Annotated in this window: 14 protein-coding genes, 2 tRNA genes and 3 rRNA genes; 15 read left to right on the forward strand and 4 right to left on the reverse strand. The window is 57.5% G+C overall.

What is annotated here, in order from left to right; all coding sequences use genetic code 11:
• The 13 genes from ilvN to J3P92_RS04705 all read left to right on the forward strand — a co-directional run bounded on the left by ilvN (position 1) and on the right by J3P92_RS04705 (position 13,718).
• Positions 1 to 492: an acetolactate synthase small subunit gene (gene ilvN / locus J3P92_RS04645; protein WP_434650005.1), complete on the forward strand. Its 492-nt coding sequence runs from the start codon at positions 1 to 3 to the stop codon at positions 490 to 492.
• A gap of 45 nt (positions 493 to 537) precedes the next feature.
• Positions 538 to 1,554 (forward strand): ketol-acid reductoisomerase, encoded by a 1,017-nt coding sequence (gene ilvC / locus J3P92_RS04650; RefSeq protein ID WP_003228216.1) that lies wholly within the window; start codon positions 538 to 540, stop codon positions 1,552 to 1,554.
• Positions 1,555 to 1,699: 145 nt separating this feature from the next.
• The gene (pssA, locus tag J3P92_RS04655; RefSeq protein WP_420767588.1) at positions 1,700 to 2,545 is read left to right on the forward strand and encodes a CDP-diacylglycerol--serine O-phosphatidyltransferase; all 846 of its coding nucleotides are present in this window, start codon (positions 1,700 to 1,702) and stop codon (positions 2,543 to 2,545) included.
• 74 nt (positions 2,546 to 2,619) lie between these two features.
• Positions 2,620 to 3,633: a protein-methionine-sulfoxide reductase catalytic subunit MsrP gene (gene msrP, locus J3P92_RS04660; RefSeq protein ID WP_434650006.1), complete on the forward strand. Its 1,014-nt coding sequence runs from the start codon at positions 2,620 to 2,622 to the stop codon at positions 3,631 to 3,633.
• Positions 3,633 to 4,256, forward strand: coding sequence for a protein-methionine-sulfoxide reductase heme-binding subunit MsrQ (msrQ, locus tag J3P92_RS04665; RefSeq protein WP_434650007.1), 624 nt, complete (start codon positions 3,633 to 3,635; stop codon positions 4,254 to 4,256). The genes msrP and msrQ overlap by 1 nt, the downstream gene beginning before the upstream one ends.
• Positions 4,257 to 4,806: 550 nt before the next feature.
• Positions 4,807 to 6,345, forward strand: a 16S ribosomal RNA gene (locus J3P92_RS04670).
• 65 nt (positions 6,346 to 6,410) lie between these two features.
• Positions 6,411 to 6,487 (forward strand) — tRNA-Ile (locus tag J3P92_RS04675).
• Positions 6,488 to 6,514: 27 nt separating this feature from the next.
• Positions 6,515 to 6,590: transfer RNA gene (locus J3P92_RS04680), tRNA-Ala, on the forward strand.
• Positions 6,591 to 6,840: 250 nt separating this feature from the next.
• A 23S ribosomal RNA gene (locus tag J3P92_RS04685) occupies positions 6,841 to 9,732 on the forward strand.
• 154 nt (positions 9,733 to 9,886) lie between these two features.
• Positions 9,887 to 10,002: ribosomal RNA gene (gene rrf / locus J3P92_RS04690) — 5S ribosomal RNA — on the forward strand.
• Together the 16S, 23S and 5S rRNA genes with 2 tRNA genes alongside form the textbook arrangement of a ribosomal RNA operon.
• 150 nt (positions 10,003 to 10,152) lie before the next feature.
• The gene (locus tag J3P92_RS04695) at positions 10,153 to 10,812 is read left to right on the forward strand and encodes a paraquat-inducible protein A (protein WP_434609550.1); all 660 of its coding nucleotides are present in this window, start codon (positions 10,153 to 10,155) and stop codon (positions 10,810 to 10,812) included.
• Complete coding sequence (locus tag J3P92_RS04700; RefSeq protein ID WP_434650008.1) at positions 10,799 to 11,422, forward strand: paraquat-inducible protein A; 624 nt, start codon at positions 10,799 to 10,801, stop codon at positions 11,420 to 11,422. The genes J3P92_RS04695 and J3P92_RS04700 overlap by 14 nt, the downstream gene beginning before the upstream one ends.
• Positions 11,415 to 13,718, forward strand: a complete 2,304-nt coding sequence (locus J3P92_RS04705; RefSeq protein ID WP_434562298.1) for an MlaD family protein — start codon at positions 11,415 to 11,417, stop codon at positions 13,716 to 13,718. The genes J3P92_RS04700 and J3P92_RS04705 overlap by 8 nt, the downstream gene beginning before the upstream one ends.
• A 117-nt stretch (positions 13,719 to 13,835) precedes the next feature.
• Here the strand turns inward: J3P92_RS04705 and mksF are convergent, their stop codons facing one another.
• Genes mksF through mksB form a run of 3 tightly spaced genes read right to left on the reverse strand, consistent with a single transcriptional unit; the run spans position 13,836 to position 18,650 of the window.
• Entirely contained in the window at positions 13,836 to 16,676 is a 2,841-nt protein-coding gene (gene mksF, locus J3P92_RS04710) for an Mks condensin complex protein MksF (RefSeq protein ID WP_434650009.1), read from the reverse strand.
• Positions 16,673 to 17,380 carry an Mks condensin complex protein MksE gene (gene mksE, locus J3P92_RS04715; RefSeq protein WP_181289764.1) on the reverse strand — a complete coding sequence of 236 codons (708 nt, stop codon included), beginning with the start codon at positions 17,378 to 17,380 and terminating at the stop codon, positions 16,673 to 16,675. The genes mksF and mksE overlap by 4 nt, the downstream gene beginning before the upstream one ends.
• Complete coding sequence (gene mksB, locus J3P92_RS04720; RefSeq protein WP_434562302.1) at positions 17,370 to 18,650, reverse strand: Mks condensin complex protein MksB; 1,281 nt, start codon at positions 18,648 to 18,650, stop codon at positions 17,370 to 17,372. Before mksB ends, mksE begins: the two co-directional genes overlap by 11 nt.
• Positions 18,651 to 18,831: 181 nt before the next feature.
• Between mksB and J3P92_RS04725 the strand changes: the two genes are divergently transcribed.
• Both J3P92_RS04725 and rimI read left to right on the forward strand, forming a co-directional pair.
• The gene (locus tag J3P92_RS04725; protein ID WP_434609561.1) at positions 18,832 to 19,617 is read left to right on the forward strand and encodes an energy transducer TonB; all 786 of its coding nucleotides are present in this window, start codon (positions 18,832 to 18,834) and stop codon (positions 19,615 to 19,617) included.
• Entirely contained in the window at positions 19,610 to 20,062 is a 453-nt protein-coding gene (gene rimI, locus J3P92_RS04730) for a ribosomal protein S18-alanine N-acetyltransferase (RefSeq protein ID WP_420764047.1), read from the forward strand. Before J3P92_RS04725 ends, rimI begins: the two co-directional genes overlap by 8 nt.
• Positions 20,063 to 20,168: 106 nt before the next feature.
• Here rimI and J3P92_RS04735 read toward each other — a convergent pair whose 3' ends face one another.
• Positions 20,169 to 20,573 carry a serine kinase/phosphatase gene (locus tag J3P92_RS04735; protein ID WP_434650010.1) on the reverse strand — a complete coding sequence of 135 codons (405 nt, stop codon included), beginning with the start codon at positions 20,571 to 20,573 and terminating at the stop codon, positions 20,169 to 20,171.
• Positions 20,574 to 20,670 lie beyond the last annotated feature (97 nt).

Here is a 20,670-nt window from a genome sequence, read left to right on the forward strand (position 1 = left end):
ATGCGACACATTATTTCCTTGCTTCTGGAAAACGAACCGGGTGCTCTGTCTCGCGTAGTGGGCCTGTTCTCACAGCGCAACTACAACATCGAAAGCCTGACCGTGGCACCAACGGAGGATCCGACCTTGTCGCGTCTGACGCTGACCACCGTGGGCCACGATGAAGTCATCGAGCAGATCACCAAGAACCTGAACAAGCTGATCGAGGTGATCAAGCTGGTGGACCTGTCGGAAAGCGCTCACATCGAACGCGAACTGATGTTGGTCAAGGTCAAGGCCACCGGTGCCCAGCGCGCCGAGATCAAACGCACTACCGATATTTATCGTGGGCAGATCGTCGATGTCAGCGCCAGCGTCTATACCGTTCAGTTGACCGGTACCAGCGACAAGCTCGACAGCTTCATTCAATCGATCGGCACTGCCTCGATTCTGGAAACCGTACGCAGTGGCGTCACCGGGATTGCCCGTGGCGACAAAGTACTGAGCATCTAAACCAAATTAGCGAATGGCCGGAACGGCCGGATATAGGGGAAATTCATGAAAGTTTTCTACGATAAAGATTGCGACCTGTCGATCATCCAGGGCAAGAAAGTCGCAATCATCGGCTACGGTTCTCAAGGTCACGCCCAGGCGTGCAACCTGAAAGACTCCGGCGTTGACGTGACCGTGGGCCTGCGCAAAGGCTCGGCCACTGTTGCCAAGGCCGAGGCCCATGGCCTGAAAGTCACCGACGTGGCTTCCGCCGTAGCCGCTGCCGACCTGGTCATGATCCTGACCCCGGACGAGTTCCAATCGTCGCTGTACAAGAACGAAATCGAGCCGAACATCAAGAAAGGCGCCACCCTGGCCTTCTCCCACGGCTTCGCGATCCACTATAACCAGGTTGTGCCACGCGCCGACCTCGACGTGATCATGATCGCGCCGAAGGCACCGGGCCACACCGTACGCTCCGAGTTCGTCAAGGGCGGCGGTATCCCTGACCTGATCGCGATTTACCAGGATGCGTCCGGCAACGCCAAGAACGTGGCCCTGTCCTACGCTGCCGGTGTTGGTGGCGGTCGTACCGGCATCATCGAAACCACCTTCAAGGACGAGACTGAAACCGACCTGTTCGGCGAGCAAGCCGTTCTGTGCGGTGGTACCGTTGAGCTGGTGAAAGCCGGTTTCGAAACCCTGGTTGAAGCAGGCTACGCGCCTGAAATGGCCTACTTCGAATGCCTGCACGAACTGAAGCTGATCGTTGACCTCATGTACGAAGGCGGTATTGCCAACATGAACTACTCGATCTCCAACAACGCCGAGTACGGCGAGTACGTGACCGGTCCGGAAGTCATCAACGCCGAGTCCCGTCAGGCCATGCGCAATGCCCTGAAACGTATTCAGGACGGCGAATACGCCAAGATGTTCATCAGCGAAGGTGCTACTGGCTATCCTTCGATGACCGCCAAGCGTCGTAACAACGCCGCTCATGGTATCGAGATCATCGGCGAGCAACTGCGCTCCATGATGCCGTGGATCGGTGCCAACAAGATCGTCGACAAAGCCAAGAACTGAGTCGCGAGCTTGATCGAAAAAAACGCGGCCCAGGCCGCGTTTTTTCGTTTGGGCGTCGGCTTCTGGTATAAAGCTGCATCGTTTGGGGTCGAACCGTCGCCCCGGGCACCTGTCGAATTTTTCACACCGTTGCAAGGTACTGTCCATGAGCGAACGTCCCGACGAGCCGAACCAGGCTCCTGACGCCGAAAGCCTGTTGCCTATCGACGAGCATGTCGAAGAGGGGCATGACGCGGAAGGCCGTAAGGTCCGGCATCGTGGCATCTATCTGCTGCCGAACCTGTTTACCACCGCGAACCTGTTCGCCGGTTTCTATTCCATCATCAGCTCCATGAGTGCCCAGGCGGCATTAAGTGCGGGTGACAGCGCTGGGGCGAGTCGCTACTTCGCTTTTGCCGCGATTGCGATTTTCGTCGCCATGGTGCTCGATGGCCTGGATGGGCGCGTGGCCCGCATGACCAACACCCAGAGTGCATTCGGTGCCGAATACGATTCTCTGTCCGACATGGTTGCGTTCGGTGTCGCCCCTGCGTTGCTGGCATTCGGCTGGGCGCTGGGTGACATGGGCAAGGTCGGCTGGATGGTTGCCTTCATCTATGTAGCCGGTGCCGCGTTACGTCTGGCGCGTTTCAATACCCAGGTCGGCACTGCGGACAAGCGCTACTTCATTGGTCTCGCCAGTCCTGCGGCTGCTGGGGTCGTGGCGGGGGTGGTCTGGGCGTTCAGCGACTACGGGATCCAGGGCTCGAAGATGTCGTTCCTGGTCGCATTGTTGGTCGCGGCGGCCGGAATGCTGATGGTCAGCAACATCAAGTACAACAGCTTCAAGGAGCTGGACCTGAAGGGCCGTGTGCCGTTCGTGGCCATCCTGGCCGTAGTACTGGTGTTTGCGGTGGTGTTCAGCGATCCGCCACGTATCCTGCTGCTGGTCTTCCTCGCCTATGCCGCTTCCGGTCCGGTGCAATATTTGTTGCGTCTTCGCCGCCGCTAAATGTTGCCTTAATCTAATTTCCCCCATACTCCGCAGTCTATTGGTGCATCTCCCCCCAATGCTGCGGAGTCGTCATGCTGATCAAGATCCCCAAGTCGTCCGATTGTCATGAGTCGGACGTCACGCCCGAATCCCTTTATCTATCCCGTCGCCAGATGCTGGGGGCCGCCGTGGCTGGCGTCGCCATAAGCAGTCTGCCGCGCTGGGCCGGCGCCGCTGATGTGGCGCGTTATCCCAATGTGGAGCCTGGAAACGCGCCGTCCTGGTTTGCCGATAAGCTGCCTGCTACCCAATGGGATGCGGTGACCGCCAAGGGGGAGGCGATCACACCCTTCAAGGATGCCACCCACTACAACAACTTTTATGAGTTCGGCACTGACAAAGGCGATCCGGCAGCCAATGCGGGATCGTTGAAAACCGAGCCCTGGACCGTAGTGGTGGATGGCGAGGTGGGCAAGCCGGGGCGCTATGGACTGGAAGATTTCATGAAGCCTTATCAGCTCGAAGAGCGTATCTACCGTTTGCGCTGCGTCGAGGCTTGGTCAATGGTCATCCCTTGGATTGGTTTCCCCATATCCGCGTTACTCAAGCAAGTCGAGCCGACGTCCAAGGCCAAATACATTCGTTTTGAAACCTTGCAGGACCCCAAGACCATGCCAGGCCAGCGTTCAGGTTTTGCATTGATCGACTGGCCCTACGTGGAAGGTTTGCGGTTGGATGAAGCGATGAACCCGCTGGCCATCCTGGCGGTTGGTATGTACGGAAGGGAGCTGCCTAACCAGAATGGCGCTCCTTTACGGTTGGTGGTGCCGTGGAAGTATGGCTTCAAGAGCGTCAAGTCCATCGTGCGCATCAGCCTGGTGGGTGAGCAGCCCAAGACCACTTGGCAAAGCATAGCCTCCGATGAGTACGGCTTTTATGCGAACGTGAATCCCACCGTCGATCATCCCCGTTGGACCCAGGCGCGAGAGCGTCGTTTGCCAAGCGGTCTGTTCAGCCCCAATGTGCGCGATACCTTGATGTTCAACGGATACCAGGAGGAAGTGGCTTCTTTATATGCAGGGATGGATCTGAGGAAAGACTACTGATGCGTTTCCTGGCATGGCGGATAGGCGTTTTCGTCGCAGCGGCGATATGGCCATTGCTTTGGCTTTACGAAGCGTTGATGAATTCGTTGGGACCGGATCCAGGCAAGGTGCTGGTGGATCGACTCGGGTTGGGAACCCTGGTACTGCTATTGATCACATTGAGCATGACGCCGCTGCAGAAGCTGACCGGCTGGGCTGGGTGGATTGCCGTAAGACGACAGTTGGGGTTGTGGTGCTTTGCTTACGTCGTGTTGCATCTGGGGGGATATGCGGCGTTCATCCTGGGGTTCGATTGGTCGCAATTAGGCGTCGAGCTGAGCAAGCGGCCCTACATCATCGTTGGAGCGCTCGGCTTTCTTGGCCTGCTGGCCTTGGCAGTTACGTCCAATCGTTATAGTCAAAGGCGACTTGGAGCCCGCTGGAAAAAGCTGCATCGGCTGGCCTACCTGATCCTCGGGCTTGGTTTGCTGCATATGTTGTGGATCGTGCGAGCGGATCTCAAGGAGTGGTCGATATATGCCTTTATAGGCGGCGTATTGTTGGTGCTGAGGATCGGGCCGGTTGCGCGGCGGATCCCTCGTTTAATCGGCAAGAAGATCCCGTCGGTAATAAAAACGAAATAAAGGGTTGACGGCAAATTCTGGATGTCTATAATTCGCCCCACTTCCGGCGCAGTCGAAACGGAAAACTCCTTGAGTTTCAATGAGTTAACCAAGTTTCGGTAAGTGCTTCGCTTCAGTTCATTGAGGCGCGGAAGGAGTGGGTAGGCCGGTTTGTTGGGCGCTATCGACGGTTCGATCTTCTCGGTCGAAAGCGGTAAAAAAGAGGTGTTGACAGCAGCGAGTAACGCTGTAGAATTCGCCTCCCGCTAACGAGAGATCGAAAGCGCAAGTGGTTGAAGTTGTTAAGGATTTCCAAGCGAAACTTTGAAAGCTTCTTAAAATAACCGCTTGACAGATACACGGGGCGCTGTAGAATGCGCGCCTCGGTTGAGACGGAAGGCTCAACCCGCCGCTCTTTAACAACTGAATCAAGCAATTCGTGTGGGTGCTTGTGGAGTCAGACTGCTAGTCAACAGATTATCAGCATCACAAGTTACTCCGCGAGAAATCAAAGATGTAACCAACGATTGCTGAGCCAAGTTTAGGGTTTTCTCAAAACCCAAAGATGTTTGAACTGAAGAGTTTGATCATGGCTCAGATTGAACGCTGGCGGCAGGCCTAACACATGCAAGTCGAGCGGCAGCACGGGTACTTGTACCTGGTGGCGAGCGGCGGACGGGTGAGTAATACCTAGGAATCTGCCTGGTAGTGGGGGATAACGCTCGGAAACGGACGCTAATACCGCATACGTCCTACGGGAGAAAGCAGGGGACCTTCGGGCCTTGCGCTATCAGATGAGCCTAGGTCGGATTAGCTAGTTGGTGAGGTAATGGCTCACCAAGGCGACGATCCGTAACTGGTCTGAGAGGATGATCAGTCACACTGGAACTGAGACACGGTCCAGACTCCTACGGGAGGCAGCAGTGGGGAATATTGGACAATGGGCGAAAGCCTGATCCAGCCATGCCGCGTGTGTGAAGAAGGTCTTCGGATTGTAAAGCACTTTAAGTTGGGAGGAAGGGCATTAACCTAATACGTTAGTGTTTTGACGTTACCGACAGAATAAGCACCGGCTAACTCTGTGCCAGCAGCCGCGGTAATACAGAGGGTGCAAGCGTTAATCGGAATTACTGGGCGTAAAGCGCGCGTAGGTGGTTCGTTAAGTTGGATGTGAAATCCCCGGGCTCAACCTGGGAACTGCATTCAAAACTGTCGAGCTAGAGTATGGTAGAGGGTGGTGGAATTTCCTGTGTAGCGGTGAAATGCGTAGATATAGGAAGGAACACCAGTGGCGAAGGCGACCACCTGGACTGATACTGACACTGAGGTGCGAAAGCGTGGGGAGCAAACAGGATTAGATACCCTGGTAGTCCACGCCGTAAACGATGTCAACTAGCCGTTGGGAGCCTTGAGCTCTTAGTGGCGCAGCTAACGCATTAAGTTGACCGCCTGGGGAGTACGGCCGCAAGGTTAAAACTCAAATGAATTGACGGGGGCCCGCACAAGCGGTGGAGCATGTGGTTTAATTCGAAGCAACGCGAAGAACCTTACCAGGCCTTGACATCCAATGAACTTTCCAGAGATGGATTGGTGCCTTCGGGAACATTGAGACAGGTGCTGCATGGCTGTCGTCAGCTCGTGTCGTGAGATGTTGGGTTAAGTCCCGTAACGAGCGCAACCCTTGTCCTTAGTTACCAGCACGTTATGGTGGGCACTCTAAGGAGACTGCCGGTGACAAACCGGAGGAAGGTGGGGATGACGTCAAGTCATCATGGCCCTTACGGCCTGGGCTACACACGTGCTACAATGGTCGGTACAGAGGGTTGCCAAGCCGCGAGGTGGAGCTAATCCCACAAAACCGATCGTAGTCCGGATCGCAGTCTGCAACTCGACTGCGTGAAGTCGGAATCGCTAGTAATCGCGAATCAGAATGTCGCGGTGAATACGTTCCCGGGCCTTGTACACACCGCCCGTCACACCATGGGAGTGGGTTGCACCAGAAGTAGCTAGTCTAACCTTCGGGAGGACGGTTACCACGGTGTGATTCATGACTGGGGTGAAGTCGTAACAAGGTAGCCGTAGGGGAACCTGCGGCTGGATCACCTCCTTAATCGACGACAGCAGCGGCTCCATGAGCTCCCACACGAATTGCTTGATTCATTGAAGAAGACGATTGGGTCTGTAGCTCAGTTGGTTAGAGCGCACCCCTGATAAGGGTGAGGTCGGCAGTTCGAATCTGCCCAGACCCACCAATTTCATGGTGTACCCTGTAGCGATACGGGGCCATAGCTCAGCTGGGAGAGCGCCTGCCTTGCACGCAGGAGGTCAGCGGTTCGATCCCGCTTGGCTCCACCATTACAGATTGGTTCCAACGTTTAAAGCTTAGAAATGAGCATTCCATCCGCGGGATGATGAATGTTGATTTCTAGTCTTTTGATTAGATCGTTCTTTAAAAATTTGGGTATGTGATAGAAAGATAGACTGAACGTTACTTTCACTGGTAACGGATCAGGCTAAGGTAAAATTTGTGAGTGGCTCTTAGAGCCAGATCGAATTTTCGGCGAATGTCGTCTTCACAGTATAACCAGATTGCTTGGGGTTATATGGTCAAGTGAAGAAGCGCATACGGTGGATGCCTTGGCAGTCAGAGGCGATGAAAGACGTGGTAGCCTGCGAAAAGCTTCGGGGAGTCGGCAAACAGACTGTGATCCGGAGATGTCTGAATGGGGGAACCCAGCCATCATAAGATGGTTATCTTGTACTGAATACATAGGTGCAAGAAGCGAACCAGGGGAACTGAAACATCTAAGTACCCTGAGGAAAAGAAATCAACCGAGATTCCCTTAGTAGTGGCGAGCGAACGGGGACTAGCCCTTAAGCTTCTTTGATTTTAGCGGAACGCTCTGGAAAGTGCGGCCATAGTGGGTGATAGCCCTGTACGCGAAAGGATCTTAGAAGTGAAATCGAGTAGGACGGAGCACGAGAAACTTTGTCTGAATATGGGGGGACCATCCTCCAAGGCTAAATACTACTGACTGACCGATAGTGAACTAGTACCGTGAGGGAAAGGCGAAAAGAACCCCGGAGAGGGGAGTGAAATAGATCCTGAAACCGTATGCGTACAAGCAGTGGGAGCCCACTTTGTTGGGTGACTGCGTACCTTTTGTATAATGGGTCAGCGACTTATTTTCAGTGGCGAGCTTAACCGAATAGGGGAGGCGTAGCGAAAGCGAGTCTTAATAGGGCGTCTAGTCGCTGGGAATAGACCCGAAACCGGGCGATCTATCCATGGGCAGGTTGAAGGTTAGGTAACACTGACTGGAGGACCGAACCGACTACCGTTGAAAAGTTAGCGGATGACCTGTGGATCGGAGTGAAAGGCTAATCAAGCTCGGAGATAGCTGGTTCTCCTCGAAAGCTATTTAGGTAGCGCCTCATGTATCACTGTAGGGGGTAGAGCACTGTTTCGGCTAGGGGGTCATCCCGACTTACCAAACCGATGCAAACTCCGAATACCTACAAGTGCCGAGCATGGGAGACACACGGCGGGTGCTAACGTCCGTCGTGAAAAGGGAAACAACCCAGACCGTCAGCTAAGGTCCCAAAGTTATGGTTAAGTGGGAAACGATGTGGGAAGGCTTAGACAGCTAGGAGGTTGGCTTAGAAGCAGCCACCCTTTAAAGAAAGCGTAATAGCTCACTAGTCGAGTCGGCCTGCGCGGAAGATGTAACGGGGCTCAAACCATACACCGAAGCTACGGGTATCACGTAAGTGATGCGGTAGAGGAGCGTTCTGTAAGCCTGTGAAGGTGAGTTGAGAAGCTTGCTGGAGGTATCAGAAGTGCGAATGCTGACATGAGTAACGACAATGGGTGTGAAAAACACCCACGCCGAAAGACCAAGGTTTCCTGCGCAACGTTAATCGACGCAGGGTTAGTCGGTCCCTAAGGCGAGGCTGAAAAGCGTAGTCGATGGAAAACAGGTTAATATTCCTGTACTTCTGGTTATTGCGATGGAGGGACGGAGAAGGCTAGGCCAGCTTGGCGTTGGTTGTCCAAGTTTAAGGTGGTAGGCTGAGATCTTAGGTAAATCCGGGATCTTAAGGCCGAGAGCTGATGACGAGTTGCCCTTTGGGTGACGAAGTGGTTGATGCCATGCTTCCAAGAAAAGCTTCTAAGCTTCAGGTAACCAGGAACCGTACCCCAAACCGACACAGGTGGTTGGGTAGAGAATACCAAGGCGCTTGAGAGAACTCGGGTGAAGGAACTAGGCAAAATGGCACCGTAACTTCGGGAGAAGGTGCGCCGGTGAGGGTGAAGCACTTGCTGCGTAAGCCCACGCCGGTCGAAGATACCAGGCCGCTGCGACTGTTTATTAAAAACACAGCACTCTGCAAACACGAAAGTGGACGTATAGGGTGTGACGCCTGCCCGGTGCCGGAAGGTTAATTGATGGGGTTAGCTAACGCGAAGCTCTTGATCGAAGCCCCGGTAAACGGCGGCCGTAACTATAACGGTCCTAAGGTAGCGAAATTCCTTGTCGGGTAAGTTCCGACCTGCACGAATGGCGTAACGATGGCGGCGCTGTCTCCACCCGAGACTCAGTGAAATTGAAATCGCTGTGAAGATGCAGTGTATCCGCGGCTAGACGGAAAGACCCCGTGAACCTTTACTATAGCTTTGCACTGGACTTTGAATTTGCTTGTGTAGGATAGGTGGGAGGCTTTGAAGCGTGGACGCCAGTCTGCGTGGAGCCATCCTTGAAATACCACCCTGGCAACTTTGAGGTTCTAACTCAGGTCCGTTATCCGGATCGAGGACAGTGTATGGTGGGTAGTTTGACTGGGGCGGTCTCCTCCTAAAGAGTAACGGAGGAGTACGAAGGTGCGCTCAGACCGGTCGGAAATCGGTCGTAGAGTATAAAGGCAAAAGCGCGCTTGACTGCGAGACAGACACGTCGAGCAGGTACGAAAGTAGGTCTTAGTGATCCGGTGGTTCTGTATGGAAGGGCCATCGCTCAACGGATAAAAGGTACTCCGGGGATAACAGGCTGATACCGCCCAAGAGTTCATATCGACGGCGGTGTTTGGCACCTCGATGTCGGCTCATCACATCCTGGGGCTGAAGCCGGTCCCAAGGGTATGGCTGTTCGCCATTTAAAGTGGTACGCGAGCTGGGTTTAGAACGTCGTGAGACAGTTCGGTCCCTATCTGCCGTGGACGTTTGAGATTTGAGAGGGGCTGCTCCTAGTACGAGAGGACCGGAGTGGACGAACCTCTGGTGTTCCGGTTGTCACGCCAGTGGCATTGCCGGGTAGCTATGTTCGGAAAAGATAACCGCTGAAAGCATCTAAGCGGGAAACTTGCCTCAAGATGAGATCTCACTGGAGCCTTGAGCTCCCTGAAGGGCCGTCGAAGACTACGACGTTGATAGGCAGGGTGTGTAAGCGCTGTGAGGCGTTGAGCTAACCTGTACTAATTGCCCGTGAGGCTTGACCATATAACACCCAAGCAATTTGTAGACTCGAAAGAGGCCAGATTGCGGTGTTGTGAAGACGAAACGAACCGAAAGTTCGAGATACTCACAAGCAACACGCTATCACATACCCATTTGCTGGAACGTGACCGTAAGGCACGCGCTGGCTACCGAATTTCTTGACGACCATAGAGCATTGGAACCACCTGATCCCATCCCGAACTCAGAAGTGAAACGATGCATCGCCGATGGTAGTGTGGGGTTTCCCCATGTGAGAGTAGGTCATCGTCAAGATTAAATTCCGAAACCCCTACCTGCTGACGCAGGTAGGGGTTTTGTTTTTGCTCGTCATAAAAATCCGCGACGGCTCATGTTAAATTTGCACAGTTATTTTTGAGCCGCAGCACTAGAATAGCCGCACCTTAGTTGAGCCCAGAGCTGTTTATGCCCGATCCGTCAGACATTGATAGGTTGTCAGATCTACCCCTGGACGATCTGGTAGCGTGTCATGAGTGTGACCTGTTGATGCGCAAGCCTCAGTTGGCCGATGGCGAGAAAGCCGAATGCCCGCGCTGTGGATACGAGCTCTACGCCCACCGGCACAATGTGATTGATCGCAGCCTTGCCCTGGTTGTCGCCGCTCTGCTGTTGTATGTACCCGCGAACTTTTTACCCATCATGCAGCTCAATCTGCTCGGACAATCCGCCCAAGACACCGTCTGGAGTGGCGTGGTCGGTCTGTTCGGCACCGGAATGCAAGGTGTATCGGTGGTGGTATTTCTATGCAGCATGGGCATTCCGTTGCTCAAGTTGCTTTGCCAATTGGCTGTACTGCTGACCATCCGCTGGAACGTTGGAAGAAGTTACGGCTTGTTGTGGTATCGCATTTATCATCATCTAAGGGATTGGGGGATGCTCGAGGTTTATCTCATGGGCGTACTGGTTGCCATCGTCAAACTTGCGGACATGGCGGCGATTACCGTGGGGTTGGGCCTGGTGTGCTTTATCAGCTTGTTACTGGTTCAGGTCTGGCTGGAAGTGGTGATGTCACCGCACCAGATCTGGCACGCGTTGTCAGGGGAAGACGTCCATGCGAGCAATTGATGCGGGCATTTTGGTTTGCACTGAATGTCATGAATTGAATCGGCAGGACGACGCCACCCAGAAGCAAGTCTGCACTCGTTGTGGCGCTCGTATTCACCCTCGGCGTCCCAACAGCTTGATGCGGACCTGGGCATTGCTGATCACGGCAGCGATTATCTATATCCCTGCCAACGTACTGCCAATCATGACCATCAACTCGCTCGGCCAGGGCGCGCCCAGCACCATCATGGCGGGTGTTATCGAGCTGGTTCAACACGGCATGATTCCCATTGCAGCGGTGGTATTCATTGCCAGTATCGTAGTCCCCACCTTCAAGTTGGTCGGTATCGCATTGCTGCTGTTTTCCGTGCAACGTCACCAACCCATGTCGGCGCGCCAGCGCATCCTGATGTATCGCTTCATTGAGTTTATCGGCCGCTGGTCGATGCTGGATATTTTTGTAATCGCCATTCTGGTGGCGGTGGTGAATTTCGGCCGGCTTGCCAGTGTCGAAGCCGGTCTTGGCGCCATCGCGTTTGCCAGCGTGGTGATCCTGACAATGATTGCCGCAGTAACCTTCGATCCCCGACTGATTTGGGATAACACGGAGTCGGATGACGACCATGACTGATTTGCCTACTGCTAAAACCCGACCGGCTTCAAATTGGTCGGCCATCTGGGTCCTGCCGTTGATTGCCTTGATTATTGGCGGCTGGCTTGGCTGGCGTGCTTATAACGAGACCGGTATTGAGATCAACGTGCGTTTTGAAAGCGGTGAGGGCATCCAGGTCAACAAGACAGAGGTCGTCTACAAAGGCATGACGGTCGGTAAGGTGAAGGACCTCACGCTTGATGATGAAGGGAATTCGAAGGGGGTCATTGCGACCATCGAGATGAACAAGGAAGTCGAGCAATATCTCAAGACCGGCACACGTTTCTGGCTGGTCAAACCAAGTGTGAGCCTGGCAGGGATTACCGGGTTGGAGACGTTGGTTTCCGGTAATTACGTCGCCATCAGCCCGGGGGAAGGCGAGTCGACTCGCAAGTTCAAGGCCTTGGCCGAAGAGCCCCCGCTGTCTGACGCCAAGCCTGGCCTGCACTTGACGATCAAGGCCGATCGACTGGGGTCGCTAGACCGTGGCAGTCCGGTTTTCTACAAACAGATCCAAGTTGGCCAGGTGAAAAGTTACTCACTGTCCGAAGATCAACGCGCAGTAGAGATCAAGGTCTTTATCGAGCCGACTTATGCCAGCCTGGTCCGCAAGCACACGCGCTTCTGGAATGCCAGCGGCATCAGCATCGATGCCAATTTGTCAGGCGTCAAAGTACGCAGCGAGTCGCTGGCCAGTATCGTGGCAGGCGGCATCGCGTTTGCCACTCCGGAAAACCGCAAGGACAGCCCTCCGACGGATCCAAGCCTGCCATTTCGCCTGTATGAAGATTTCGAGGCAGCCGCCGCCGGGATTCGCGTCAAGGTCAAGCTCAGTGATTTCGAGGGATTGCAGGCTGGCCGTACGCCAGTGATGTACAAGGGCATCCAGGTCGGCAGCCTGAAGACGTTGAAAGTCGATCCGGACCTGTCCAGCGCCAGCGCCGAGTTGACGCTCGATCCGTTGGCGGAAGATTACCTGGTCGCCGGCGCTCAGTTCTGGGTCGTCAAACCATCGATTTCCCTGGCGGGCATCACGGGCCTGGAGGCGTTGGTGAAGGGTAACTACATCGCCGTGCGCCCTGGCGACAAAGGCGGAGCGCCGCAGCGCGAGTTCGAGGCCAGGGCGAAGGCGCCGCCGTTGGACCTTCGTTCACCCGGGCTGCATCTGGTCTTGCTGACCGAAAATCTCGGGTCGCTGGAGGTCGGTAGCCCGATCCTCTACAAACAGGTCAAGGTCGGATCGGTGCAGAGCTACCAGTTTTCCCGCAAGAAGAAGCAACTGATCATCGGAGTGCATATCGAGAAGGAATACGAAGGGTTGGTCAACGGCTCCACGCGGTTCTGGAACGCTAGCGGCGTTACCCTCACGGGCGGCTTGACCGGCGGGATACAGGTCAAGAGCGAGTCCCTGCAAAGCTTGATGGCCGGGGGGATCGCTTTCGAAACTCCTGAGCCGAACGTGCCGCTGAAACGGCGCATCCCCCGGTTCCGTTTGCACGAAGATCGTGAAACCGCGCAGCAACGAGGCACTGTCGTGACGATCAAGGTCGATCGTGCCGACGGTTTGCGCAGCGGCACGCCGATCCGGTTCAAGGGGTTGGATGTGGGCAAGATCGAGGACGTCGACCTGAGCGCCGATATGCAGTCGGTGCTGGTCACCGCACGTATCACCGAAGTGCCCGAGCGTATCGCCCGCACAGGGACTCAGTTCTGGGTGGTCAAGCCTGAATTGGGACTGATGAAGACATCGAATCTGGAAACCCTGGTGACCGGCCAGTACATCGAAGTGCAGCCCGCGACGAAGAACCTGGGGCCGCAGAAAAACTTCGTGGCCTTGGCCGAACCACCCGAAAGTGTTGTTCCCGAAGCTGGCTTGAGCCTGGTGTTGAGTGCCGCCCGACGTGGTTCGTTGAAGATTGGCGTGCCGGTGACCTACCGCGAAGTGACTGTGGGTAAAGTCACAGGCTACGAGTTGGGCCAGACGGCGGACCGGGTGCTGATTCACATCCTGATCGAGCCTAAATACGCGCCACTGGTGCGCAGCGGTACACGTTTCTGGAACAGCAGCGGCTTCGGCCTGGACTTCGGCCTGTTCAAGGGCGCGACGGTGCGAACCGAGTCGCTTGAAACCTTGATCCAGGGCGGTATCGCATTCGCAACGCCAGACGGCGAGCGGATGGGCAACCCGGCACGCCCGGAGCAAACCTTCCCGCTGTTCGACAAGTTTGAAGATGAATGGCTGACCTGGGCGCCGAAGATCAGTCTCGCCAAGTAAGCTTATCGGATGCAACACCAGTGGCGAGGGAGCAAACTCCCTCGCCACTGAGTATGCGATAACAAAAAAGGCCGCGATCCATTGGATCGCGGCCTTTTTCACATCCAGATGATCACCTCAAACCGAATCCAGCTCCGGTTCATCGGCTTGGACGTTCATCGTGGCCTTCATGGCATCATGGCGACGAATGTATTTCCAGTCCGCCTCATCGATGTAGATGCCGTTCGGGCCGCTGCCGCCCTCCAGGTCGATGGCGACACTGGCGCAGACCTGTGGCTTCACGCTCGCCAGGATCGGCACGAAGCCCAATTGCAGACTGGTTTCCAGCAGTGCGGCCTGGTTCTTCTCGTCGATGTCCGCCGCTTCGTCCAGGTAGTACGGCAGGCGCACGCGGCCGGCCTGTTCACGGTCCATCAGGTGCAGCAACAAGTACATGTTGGTCAGCGCCTTGATGGTCATGGTAGTGCCGTTGGACGCCGCGCCGTCGATGTCGGTGTGGATCACCGGCTGGCCATTGACCTTGGTGATCTCGAATGCCAGTTCGAACAGGTCCTTGAGGCCGAGCTGGTTGTGGTTCGCCGCCACCAGCCGTGCCAGGTACTCCTTGGCTTCTTCGTTCTTGTTGTCCTGCTCGGCGCTCTGGCTGAGGTCGAACACCGACAGCGTCTCGCCTTCCTCGTACTGGCCGGCGCTGTGGATGATCTGGTCGATGTGCTTGAGCGCTTCCTTGTTCGGCGCCAGGACGATACGGAAGCTCTGCAGGTTGGACACCTGACGCTTGTTGATCTCGCGGTTGAACAGCGCCAGTTGGTGCTCGAGGCTGTCGTAGTCGCTGCGGATGTTGCGCAGGGTTCGGGCAATGTCTGTGACGGCCGCACGGCGCGCCTTGCCCAGGGTCAGGGCCTCGTCGGTGCGGTGGGCATAGGCGTTGATCAGCAGTTGCAGGCGCCGCTCCATGTCGTCTTCGCTGTCGAACTTGGCCACGCCCTTGAGGCGTACCTGGGCATACAAGGCCTCGATCTGACCGTCAACCCGCAGCAGCCCTTGCCAGCTGTCCTGGTAGTCGTTGAGCAGTGGCAGCAGGTTGTCCATGGAATCGTCGACCGGGTCCATGAATGGCGTACCGAACGGCAGGTCCGCCGGCAGCAACTGGCGACGGCGCAGGGCGTCGTCGAGGGTGCGCTGCTTGGCTTCCATGTCGGCGATCTGCCGGCCCACCAGTTGCAACTTGGCGGACAACTGCTGGACGCGCTCGGTGAAGGCATCGCTGGAGCGCTTGAGCTCATCCTGGGCGGCTTCCATCTGCGCCAGTTGCTCGAGCTTCTCGCCCTCTTCGGCACTCAAGGTCTGGGTGCGACGGAAGTCTTCCAGGGCTTTCTGTGCATCCAGCACTTGTTGGTACAGCGCCTCGGTCTGGGTCTTGCTTGCGGCGCGGTCGGCGGCCACGGCTTGCTGGGTCTTGAGCTGCTTGAGTTCTTTTTCCAGACGCTCTTTCTGATCCCGCAGTGCGGCACGGTCGGCCAGGGCTTGCAGGGCCGGCGGCTCGATGTGGGACAGGTCGATGGACAGGCCCGGCACTTCGAACCGCTCGCCCTTGAACCCGTCGAGGATCAGCTCCATGGACTTGACCCACTCGCCGTTCTCATCCAGCGCGATGCCATGTTCGCCCAACGGCAGGCTGAACAGGGCGCTGTTGAACAAGCGCATCAGGCGTTCCACGTCCTGCTGGGAGAACTCTTCGCGCAGGCGGGCGTAGCTGTTGTTATCGGCGTGGTCGAGTTGCTGCTTGACCGACTTGAGGCGTTTTTCCAGGTCCCGCAGGCGCTCTTCCAGGTCTTCGGCGCTGAATTGACGGGACTGGGCCAGGGCGCCGGCCAGTTCGTCGTGAGCGTCCTTGGCGGCGAGCAGTTGCTGCTCCAGGACCTTGGCGTCATCCACCAGGGCAAAGCGATGCTTGAGCACCGACAGCTCGCCTAGCCAACGCTGGATGCCGCTGATTTCCCGCTCCAGGCGCATCAGCTCCTGAGTGCCGCCGCGTTGGTCGTTCTGCAGCGAATCCTGCTCGTTGCGGTAATGCTCGGCTTGGATGGTCAGCTCTTCCTTGCGTGCACTGGCGTAATCCGACCAGGTGCCCAGAAGCGAGTCGAGCAGCGGCGAGAGGCGATGCAGTTTGCCCCGCAGGACATCGCGCTGCTTCACGCCATTGGCCAAGGCTTCCACCAGCGGACCGGCCGCCACGAGTGAGTTGTAGTCCTGCTCCATGCGTCGTACGTCGCGGAAGGCTTCTTCGCACGCCGCGATGTAGTCCACGCTGCCGGAGCGCAGGCTGTGCTCGAACGCATCGAGGAAAAGTTGTTTGAGCTTGGCCGCGGTGATTTCACGCATGTGCAGCAGGTTGATGAACAACGCGCGGAAGGTCTTGAGGCTTTGCTCGCTGGTGGAGCGAAGCGGAATCAGCGTCAGGTCCAGCGGAATCGAAGTGTGGCCGCCCACCAGCAGGCGACGCAGTTCATCCGGCTTGAGTTCGTAGGCTTTCAGGCCCTCGCGCTCCAGGTTGGTGAACAGTTCTTTCTGCCGCAGGCAGGTGTCGTTTTTCTGGTAATGAGCCAGGTCCAGTTTGCCGGCATAGGCAAAGAACTGGTGGCCGAAACCGCCGCCAGGGCCGCGCCCTACCACGCCAATCACGTGTGGGCCGTGGGGCAGGGCGACTTCCACCAGAATGTAGCTGGTGTCGGAGGCAAAGTAGAAGCGCCGGGATTGTTCCAGGCTGTACTTGCCGAAACTCATGTCCGACATGCGCGCCAGGATCGGAAACTGGAGGGCGTTGATCGAGGCGGATTTACCCAGGTTGTTCGCGCCGTACACCGACAGCGGTTCCTCCAGGGGGAACAGGCCGAGGCTGTAGCCGGCGGTGTTCAAAAGGGCAAAGCGGCGGATGCCGTAGCGTTCCTTGCTCATGCGTCGGTCTCCTGTTCTTCGGCAATGGCGCGGGCCAGTGCGTCTTCTTCGCTTTCTTCTTCACCGTCGAATTCACTGAGGTCCAGCGGGTCATCGGTCTGAAGCAGTTTTTCGTCGCTGTCTTCGTCGATCAGCACCGGCGCTGGCAGCGGCAACACGCTGTGCAGGCTGGCGGCCAGGTCGCGGTCCTGCTGGACCGACAGGCAGACGTCGAGGAAGCGATGCATTGGCGGCAGGAAGCGGTACACGCCGTTCTCTTCGCTGGCGAAACCCAGTTGGGTCATGCGGCGCATGATTTTTTCTTCCAACTCTTCCTGGGTCTGCACTTCGGCCTGGATGAACAGGTCGCGGTATTTCTCCAGCAGCGAAGGCAGCTCATCACGGCCCAGGCTGCCACCGTCGAGCACGGCGATCGGGTCGCGGCCCTGGTCGGCCAGGTGCTCGACGAGGATGAAGGTAAACAGGGCCAGGCGCTGGGCGGTCTTGTTCACTGCCGCGGCGGCCAGGTCCGGCACGAAGTAATAGAACCCGCGGGTATCGCACACCAGCTCGAAGCCCAGGGCCTTGAACAGCGTGCGGTATTGATCCTGGAAGTTCGATAATTGGGCGTACAGCTCCGGGTCGCGGCGGCTGACGTGATAACCCTTGAACAGCTCGCGGAAGATCGGCGCCAGCTGGGACAGTTCGGATAGATCAAGATGCATGGGGGATGCTCGCAGAATCCTCGGCGGCGGTGTCGCCGGCCGAGAGCAGGGCGAAGGAGCGCAGGCTGACCTGATGCTCGTGAGTATGGTAGTCGCGGCGTTCCAGACGCTCGCGCTTGAAGCGTTTTTCCCGCGACAGACGCGAGAACCAGTACAGCAATTCGTCGGTGGCGCCGTCCGGTTCCTGCTCCAGCAGCCACGTCATCAGGTCCGGCATCGGCAGGGCGTCTTCGCAACGCTCGACCATCTCGCGCACGGTGCGTGGCGCACGCGGCGCATCGCCGCCCTTGTGGGTCTTGTGAGACTTGGGGAACCGCGCCGGTTTTGGTTCGAAGCGGGCCAGTGCATACACGTAGGCTTCGACCTGGCTGGCGCTGCCCAGGAAGGTGCTTTGCGGTCGGGTGAACAGCGGCATCGCCGCTTGCGGCACGGCATCGAGACCTTTACGGCGAATGGCGGCCAGGGCCAGGGCTGCGCCACGGGTCACGGCGTTGTGGCGGCGGGCCTCCTCGCGCAGCGGCAGCAGCAGCTCACGCGCATGGCGCAGGGTCAGCTGGGCGCTGGTCTGCATCTCCAGGATTCGCGCGTGAGTGCGCAGCAGCATGTCGTCGTCCACCAGGTGACCGAGGCGCTGCTGTTCGGTGAGCATGCGCAGCAATACATTCTCGACCTTGCGCACACCTTGCTCGAACGCGCCGTCGGCGTTCACCAACTGGATCATCGGCTCGACGTATTCGTCCCAGGTCGCCAGCACTTCGGCGTAGCGCTGGCGCAGCGGGATCTGCCGGTCGCTGGTCTTGGCCCGTTCGGCGACGGCGACCAGCGCCTGTTCGTCGTTGGCGAGCTTCTTGAGAACGTCGCGCACGCGCATGTCCAGTAGGCGCAACTGGCGGGCGAGGTCGTTGCCGTCGCGCACATCGAAGGCGTCCTGGATATAGCCGGCCAGACGCTCGAGGTGGCGCAGGTAGGCTTCGATTTCCAGGCACAGGCCCAAGCGGTGTTCGCGGCGCAGGTAGGCGAGGAAATCGTGGATCTGGGCGTTGAGCTCGAAGCGGTTCGGGCTTTTCGCTACCGGTACGAGGATGTCCAGGCGGATCCACACGTCCAGCAGATGGGTGATGTCCTGGGGCGTGCTGTCCAATTGTTGGGCGGCCAGCTGTGAACGCAATTCGTTGAGGCTCAGGGTGCCCTGGTCGAAATGCTCACACAAAGGTTCCAGCAATGCCCAGTGTTCAGCGAGGGCGCGCAAGACGCGCTTGGGTTCGATCATCGCAATGGCCGTCGGGTTGGCAATTAAAAGCGGCGATTGTACTGCATCGGGCCGGTTGCGATTCACCCCCGAGACGGACTGTCGTCGCGTATTGATCAACTAATCCACCGACAGGGAAGCGGTCCGCGCCGAAGGGCGGTAGAATCGCTGCCACTTTCAGTTATCCCCAAGTGGCCGACCTTTGCTTATCGAGTCCCGTCGCCGCGCTTATCTGACCGCCATGCAGGTGGTCAATTGGCTGCCGCGTACCGAATTGCCCTTTGCCGCGCCATCGCGGCCTGAGCTGTTGGAAACGCCGGAGCCGGTGGAAATCGCGCCGCCTCACGCAGCGCCCGTAGCCAAGGCTGCCGCCGAACCGGTTGCGCCTGCCGCTGAACGGCCGAAAATCGAAGTCCCGCGTCCGAGCCTGGCCTCGACCCGTACGAATGCCAAACCGGTAGAAGAGGCCGACGTAGCGCCGGCCCCGATCAAGGTCGCCCATGTTCCGCCGCCGCGCTTCGCCCTGCAATTGCTGCGGGCCGGGCGTTGCCTGTTGCTGGTGGAGTTACCCACAGGCGAGCCGTTTCAAAGCCGCGATCCCGCTTACCTGTTGCTCAAGGACATGCTGCGCGCCGCTGGCCTGCCGGACAGCCCACAGATCATTGGCGAACCGGTGCGCTGGCCGTTGTTGTCGCGGGGCACGATGGATCAGGGGCCCGAGGCGGCTCGGGATTTCGTCCAGGGATTCGTCTCGGCGCGGCTCGAAGACGAACCGTGTGTGTGCTTGTGGCTGGTTGGCCTGCCCGCGGTGAAATTCGCTGGCGAGGCGGACTTCGACGCGTTCTACCGTGAATTGCAGGTCGAAGGCCTGGGCTCTGCCTGGGCGTTGCCGGGGCTTGAATCGTTAATGGAAACGCCACAGCGCAAGGCTGAAGTCTGGCAAGCCATGCGCCGGCTGATGGCGCGCTGGAAAGAATCGAATGAGTGACGCTGTATCGTTCCGCCCGATGACCGAGGCGGACCTCGACGCTGTGCTGAAGATTGAATACGCGGCCTATAGCCACCCGTGGACCCGCGGGATATTTCTTGATGGGCTGGGCAAATACCAGATCTGGCTGATGTTCGAAGGCCAGCAGCAAGTCGGCCATGGGGTGGTGCAGATCATCCTGGATGAGGCGCACCTGCTTAACATCACCGTCAAACCGGAAAACCAAGGGCGGGGCTTGGGCCTGCGGCTGTTGGAACACCTCATGTCGATTGCCTACAAGGCCGAGGCGCGTGAGTGCTTCCTGGAAGTGCGCGACAGCAATCGCACGGCGTTCCGACTGTATGAGCGCTATGGCTTCAACGAGGTTGGGCGGCGCCGCGACTATTACCCTGCCGTGGGTGGGCGCGAGGATGCGGTGGTCATGGTGTGTACGCTGGTGGATTGAATCGACTGGTCTGCGGTCATCGCGAGCAGGCCCGCTCCCACAGGGACAATGGGCGTTCCCAGAACCTGAGAGCACAAAACCACTGTGGGAGCGGTGGCGTTACCGGTCAGCGCTTGCCGTCGAGCGGATCGATATCGGCCATTTCCGCTTCGTCCAACCCGTCGCCTCCACCTATATCGTCTTCTCCAACGACGCTCAGGTCCCAATCGGCCTGTTCATCCTCGCCGGCCTCGTGGGCATCCCGGGCACCGTCTTCGCGGATCAAGGTTTCGGGGCTCATGTCATCATCGGTCGGCTGGCGGTCTTCCATCGAGGCCCCTGTCATGCCCGCTTCACGCACGCGTTCATCCGGCATCAGTTGCTCGCGTTCTTCCTCCGGCAATTCATCGCCGATCCTGGCGTCGTATTCATCGTCATCGAATTCCAGCTCACGCATCGAGCCCATGCGGTCTTCGTTGTCGTCGATGGGTTCCGGTTGCACCGCATCGTAGGGACGTCGTGAATCATTCATGGCAATTCCTCATACTGTGGGCCTTACTAAGAGTCGACCGATTGTGGGGCCAGGAATTCCAATGCATCGCCGACGTGACCTCGACCGGCGGTCGTCT

Source organism: Pseudomonas sp. D3-27 (assembly GCF_051132165.1).
GTDB lineage: Bacteria > Pseudomonadota > Gammaproteobacteria > Pseudomonadales > Pseudomonadaceae > Aquipseudomonas.

What these genes read in the sequence shown, in the direction of transcription:
- J3P92_RS04735 (WP_434650010.1), bottom strand. Translation starts at nt 20,573, where the DNA reads ATGAATGATTCACGACGTCCCTACGATGCGGTGCAACCGGAACCCATC.
- rimI (WP_420764047.1), top strand. Translation starts at nt 19,610, where the DNA reads ATGAGTGACGCTGTATCGTTCCGCCCGATGACCGAGGCGGACCTCGAC.
- msrP (WP_434650006.1), top strand. Translation starts at nt 2,620, where the DNA reads ATGCTGATCAAGATCCCCAAGTCGTCCGATTGTCATGAGTCGGACGTC.
- J3P92_RS04700 (WP_434650008.1), top strand. Translation starts at nt 10,799, where the DNA reads ATGCGAGCAATTGATGCGGGCATTTTGGTTTGCACTGAATGTCATGAA.
- msrQ (WP_434650007.1), top strand. Translation starts at nt 3,633, where the DNA reads ATGCGTTTCCTGGCATGGCGGATAGGCGTTTTCGTCGCAGCGGCGATA.
- J3P92_RS04705 (WP_434562298.1), top strand. Translation starts at nt 11,415, where the DNA reads ATGACTGATTTGCCTACTGCTAAAACCCGACCGGCTTCAAATTGGTCG.
- mksE (WP_181289764.1), bottom strand. Translation starts at nt 17,380, where the DNA reads ATGCATCTTGATCTATCCGAACTGTCCCAGCTGGCGCCGATCTTCCGC.
- pssA (WP_420767588.1), top strand. Translation starts at nt 1,700, where the DNA reads ATGAGCGAACGTCCCGACGAGCCGAACCAGGCTCCTGACGCCGAAAGC.
- ilvN (WP_434650005.1), top strand. Translation starts at nt 1, where the DNA reads ATGCGACACATTATTTCCTTGCTTCTGGAAAACGAACCGGGTGCTCTG.
- mksB (WP_434562302.1), bottom strand. Translation starts at nt 18,650, where the DNA reads ATGATCGAACCCAAGCGCGTCTTGCGCGCCCTCGCTGAACACTGGGCA.
- ilvC (WP_003228216.1), top strand. Translation starts at nt 538, where the DNA reads ATGAAAGTTTTCTACGATAAAGATTGCGACCTGTCGATCATCCAGGGC.
- J3P92_RS04695 (WP_434609550.1), top strand. Translation starts at nt 10,153, where the DNA reads ATGCCCGATCCGTCAGACATTGATAGGTTGTCAGATCTACCCCTGGAC.
- mksF (WP_434650009.1), bottom strand. Translation starts at nt 16,676, where the DNA reads ATGAGCAAGGAACGCTACGGCATCCGCCGCTTTGCCCTTTTGAACACC.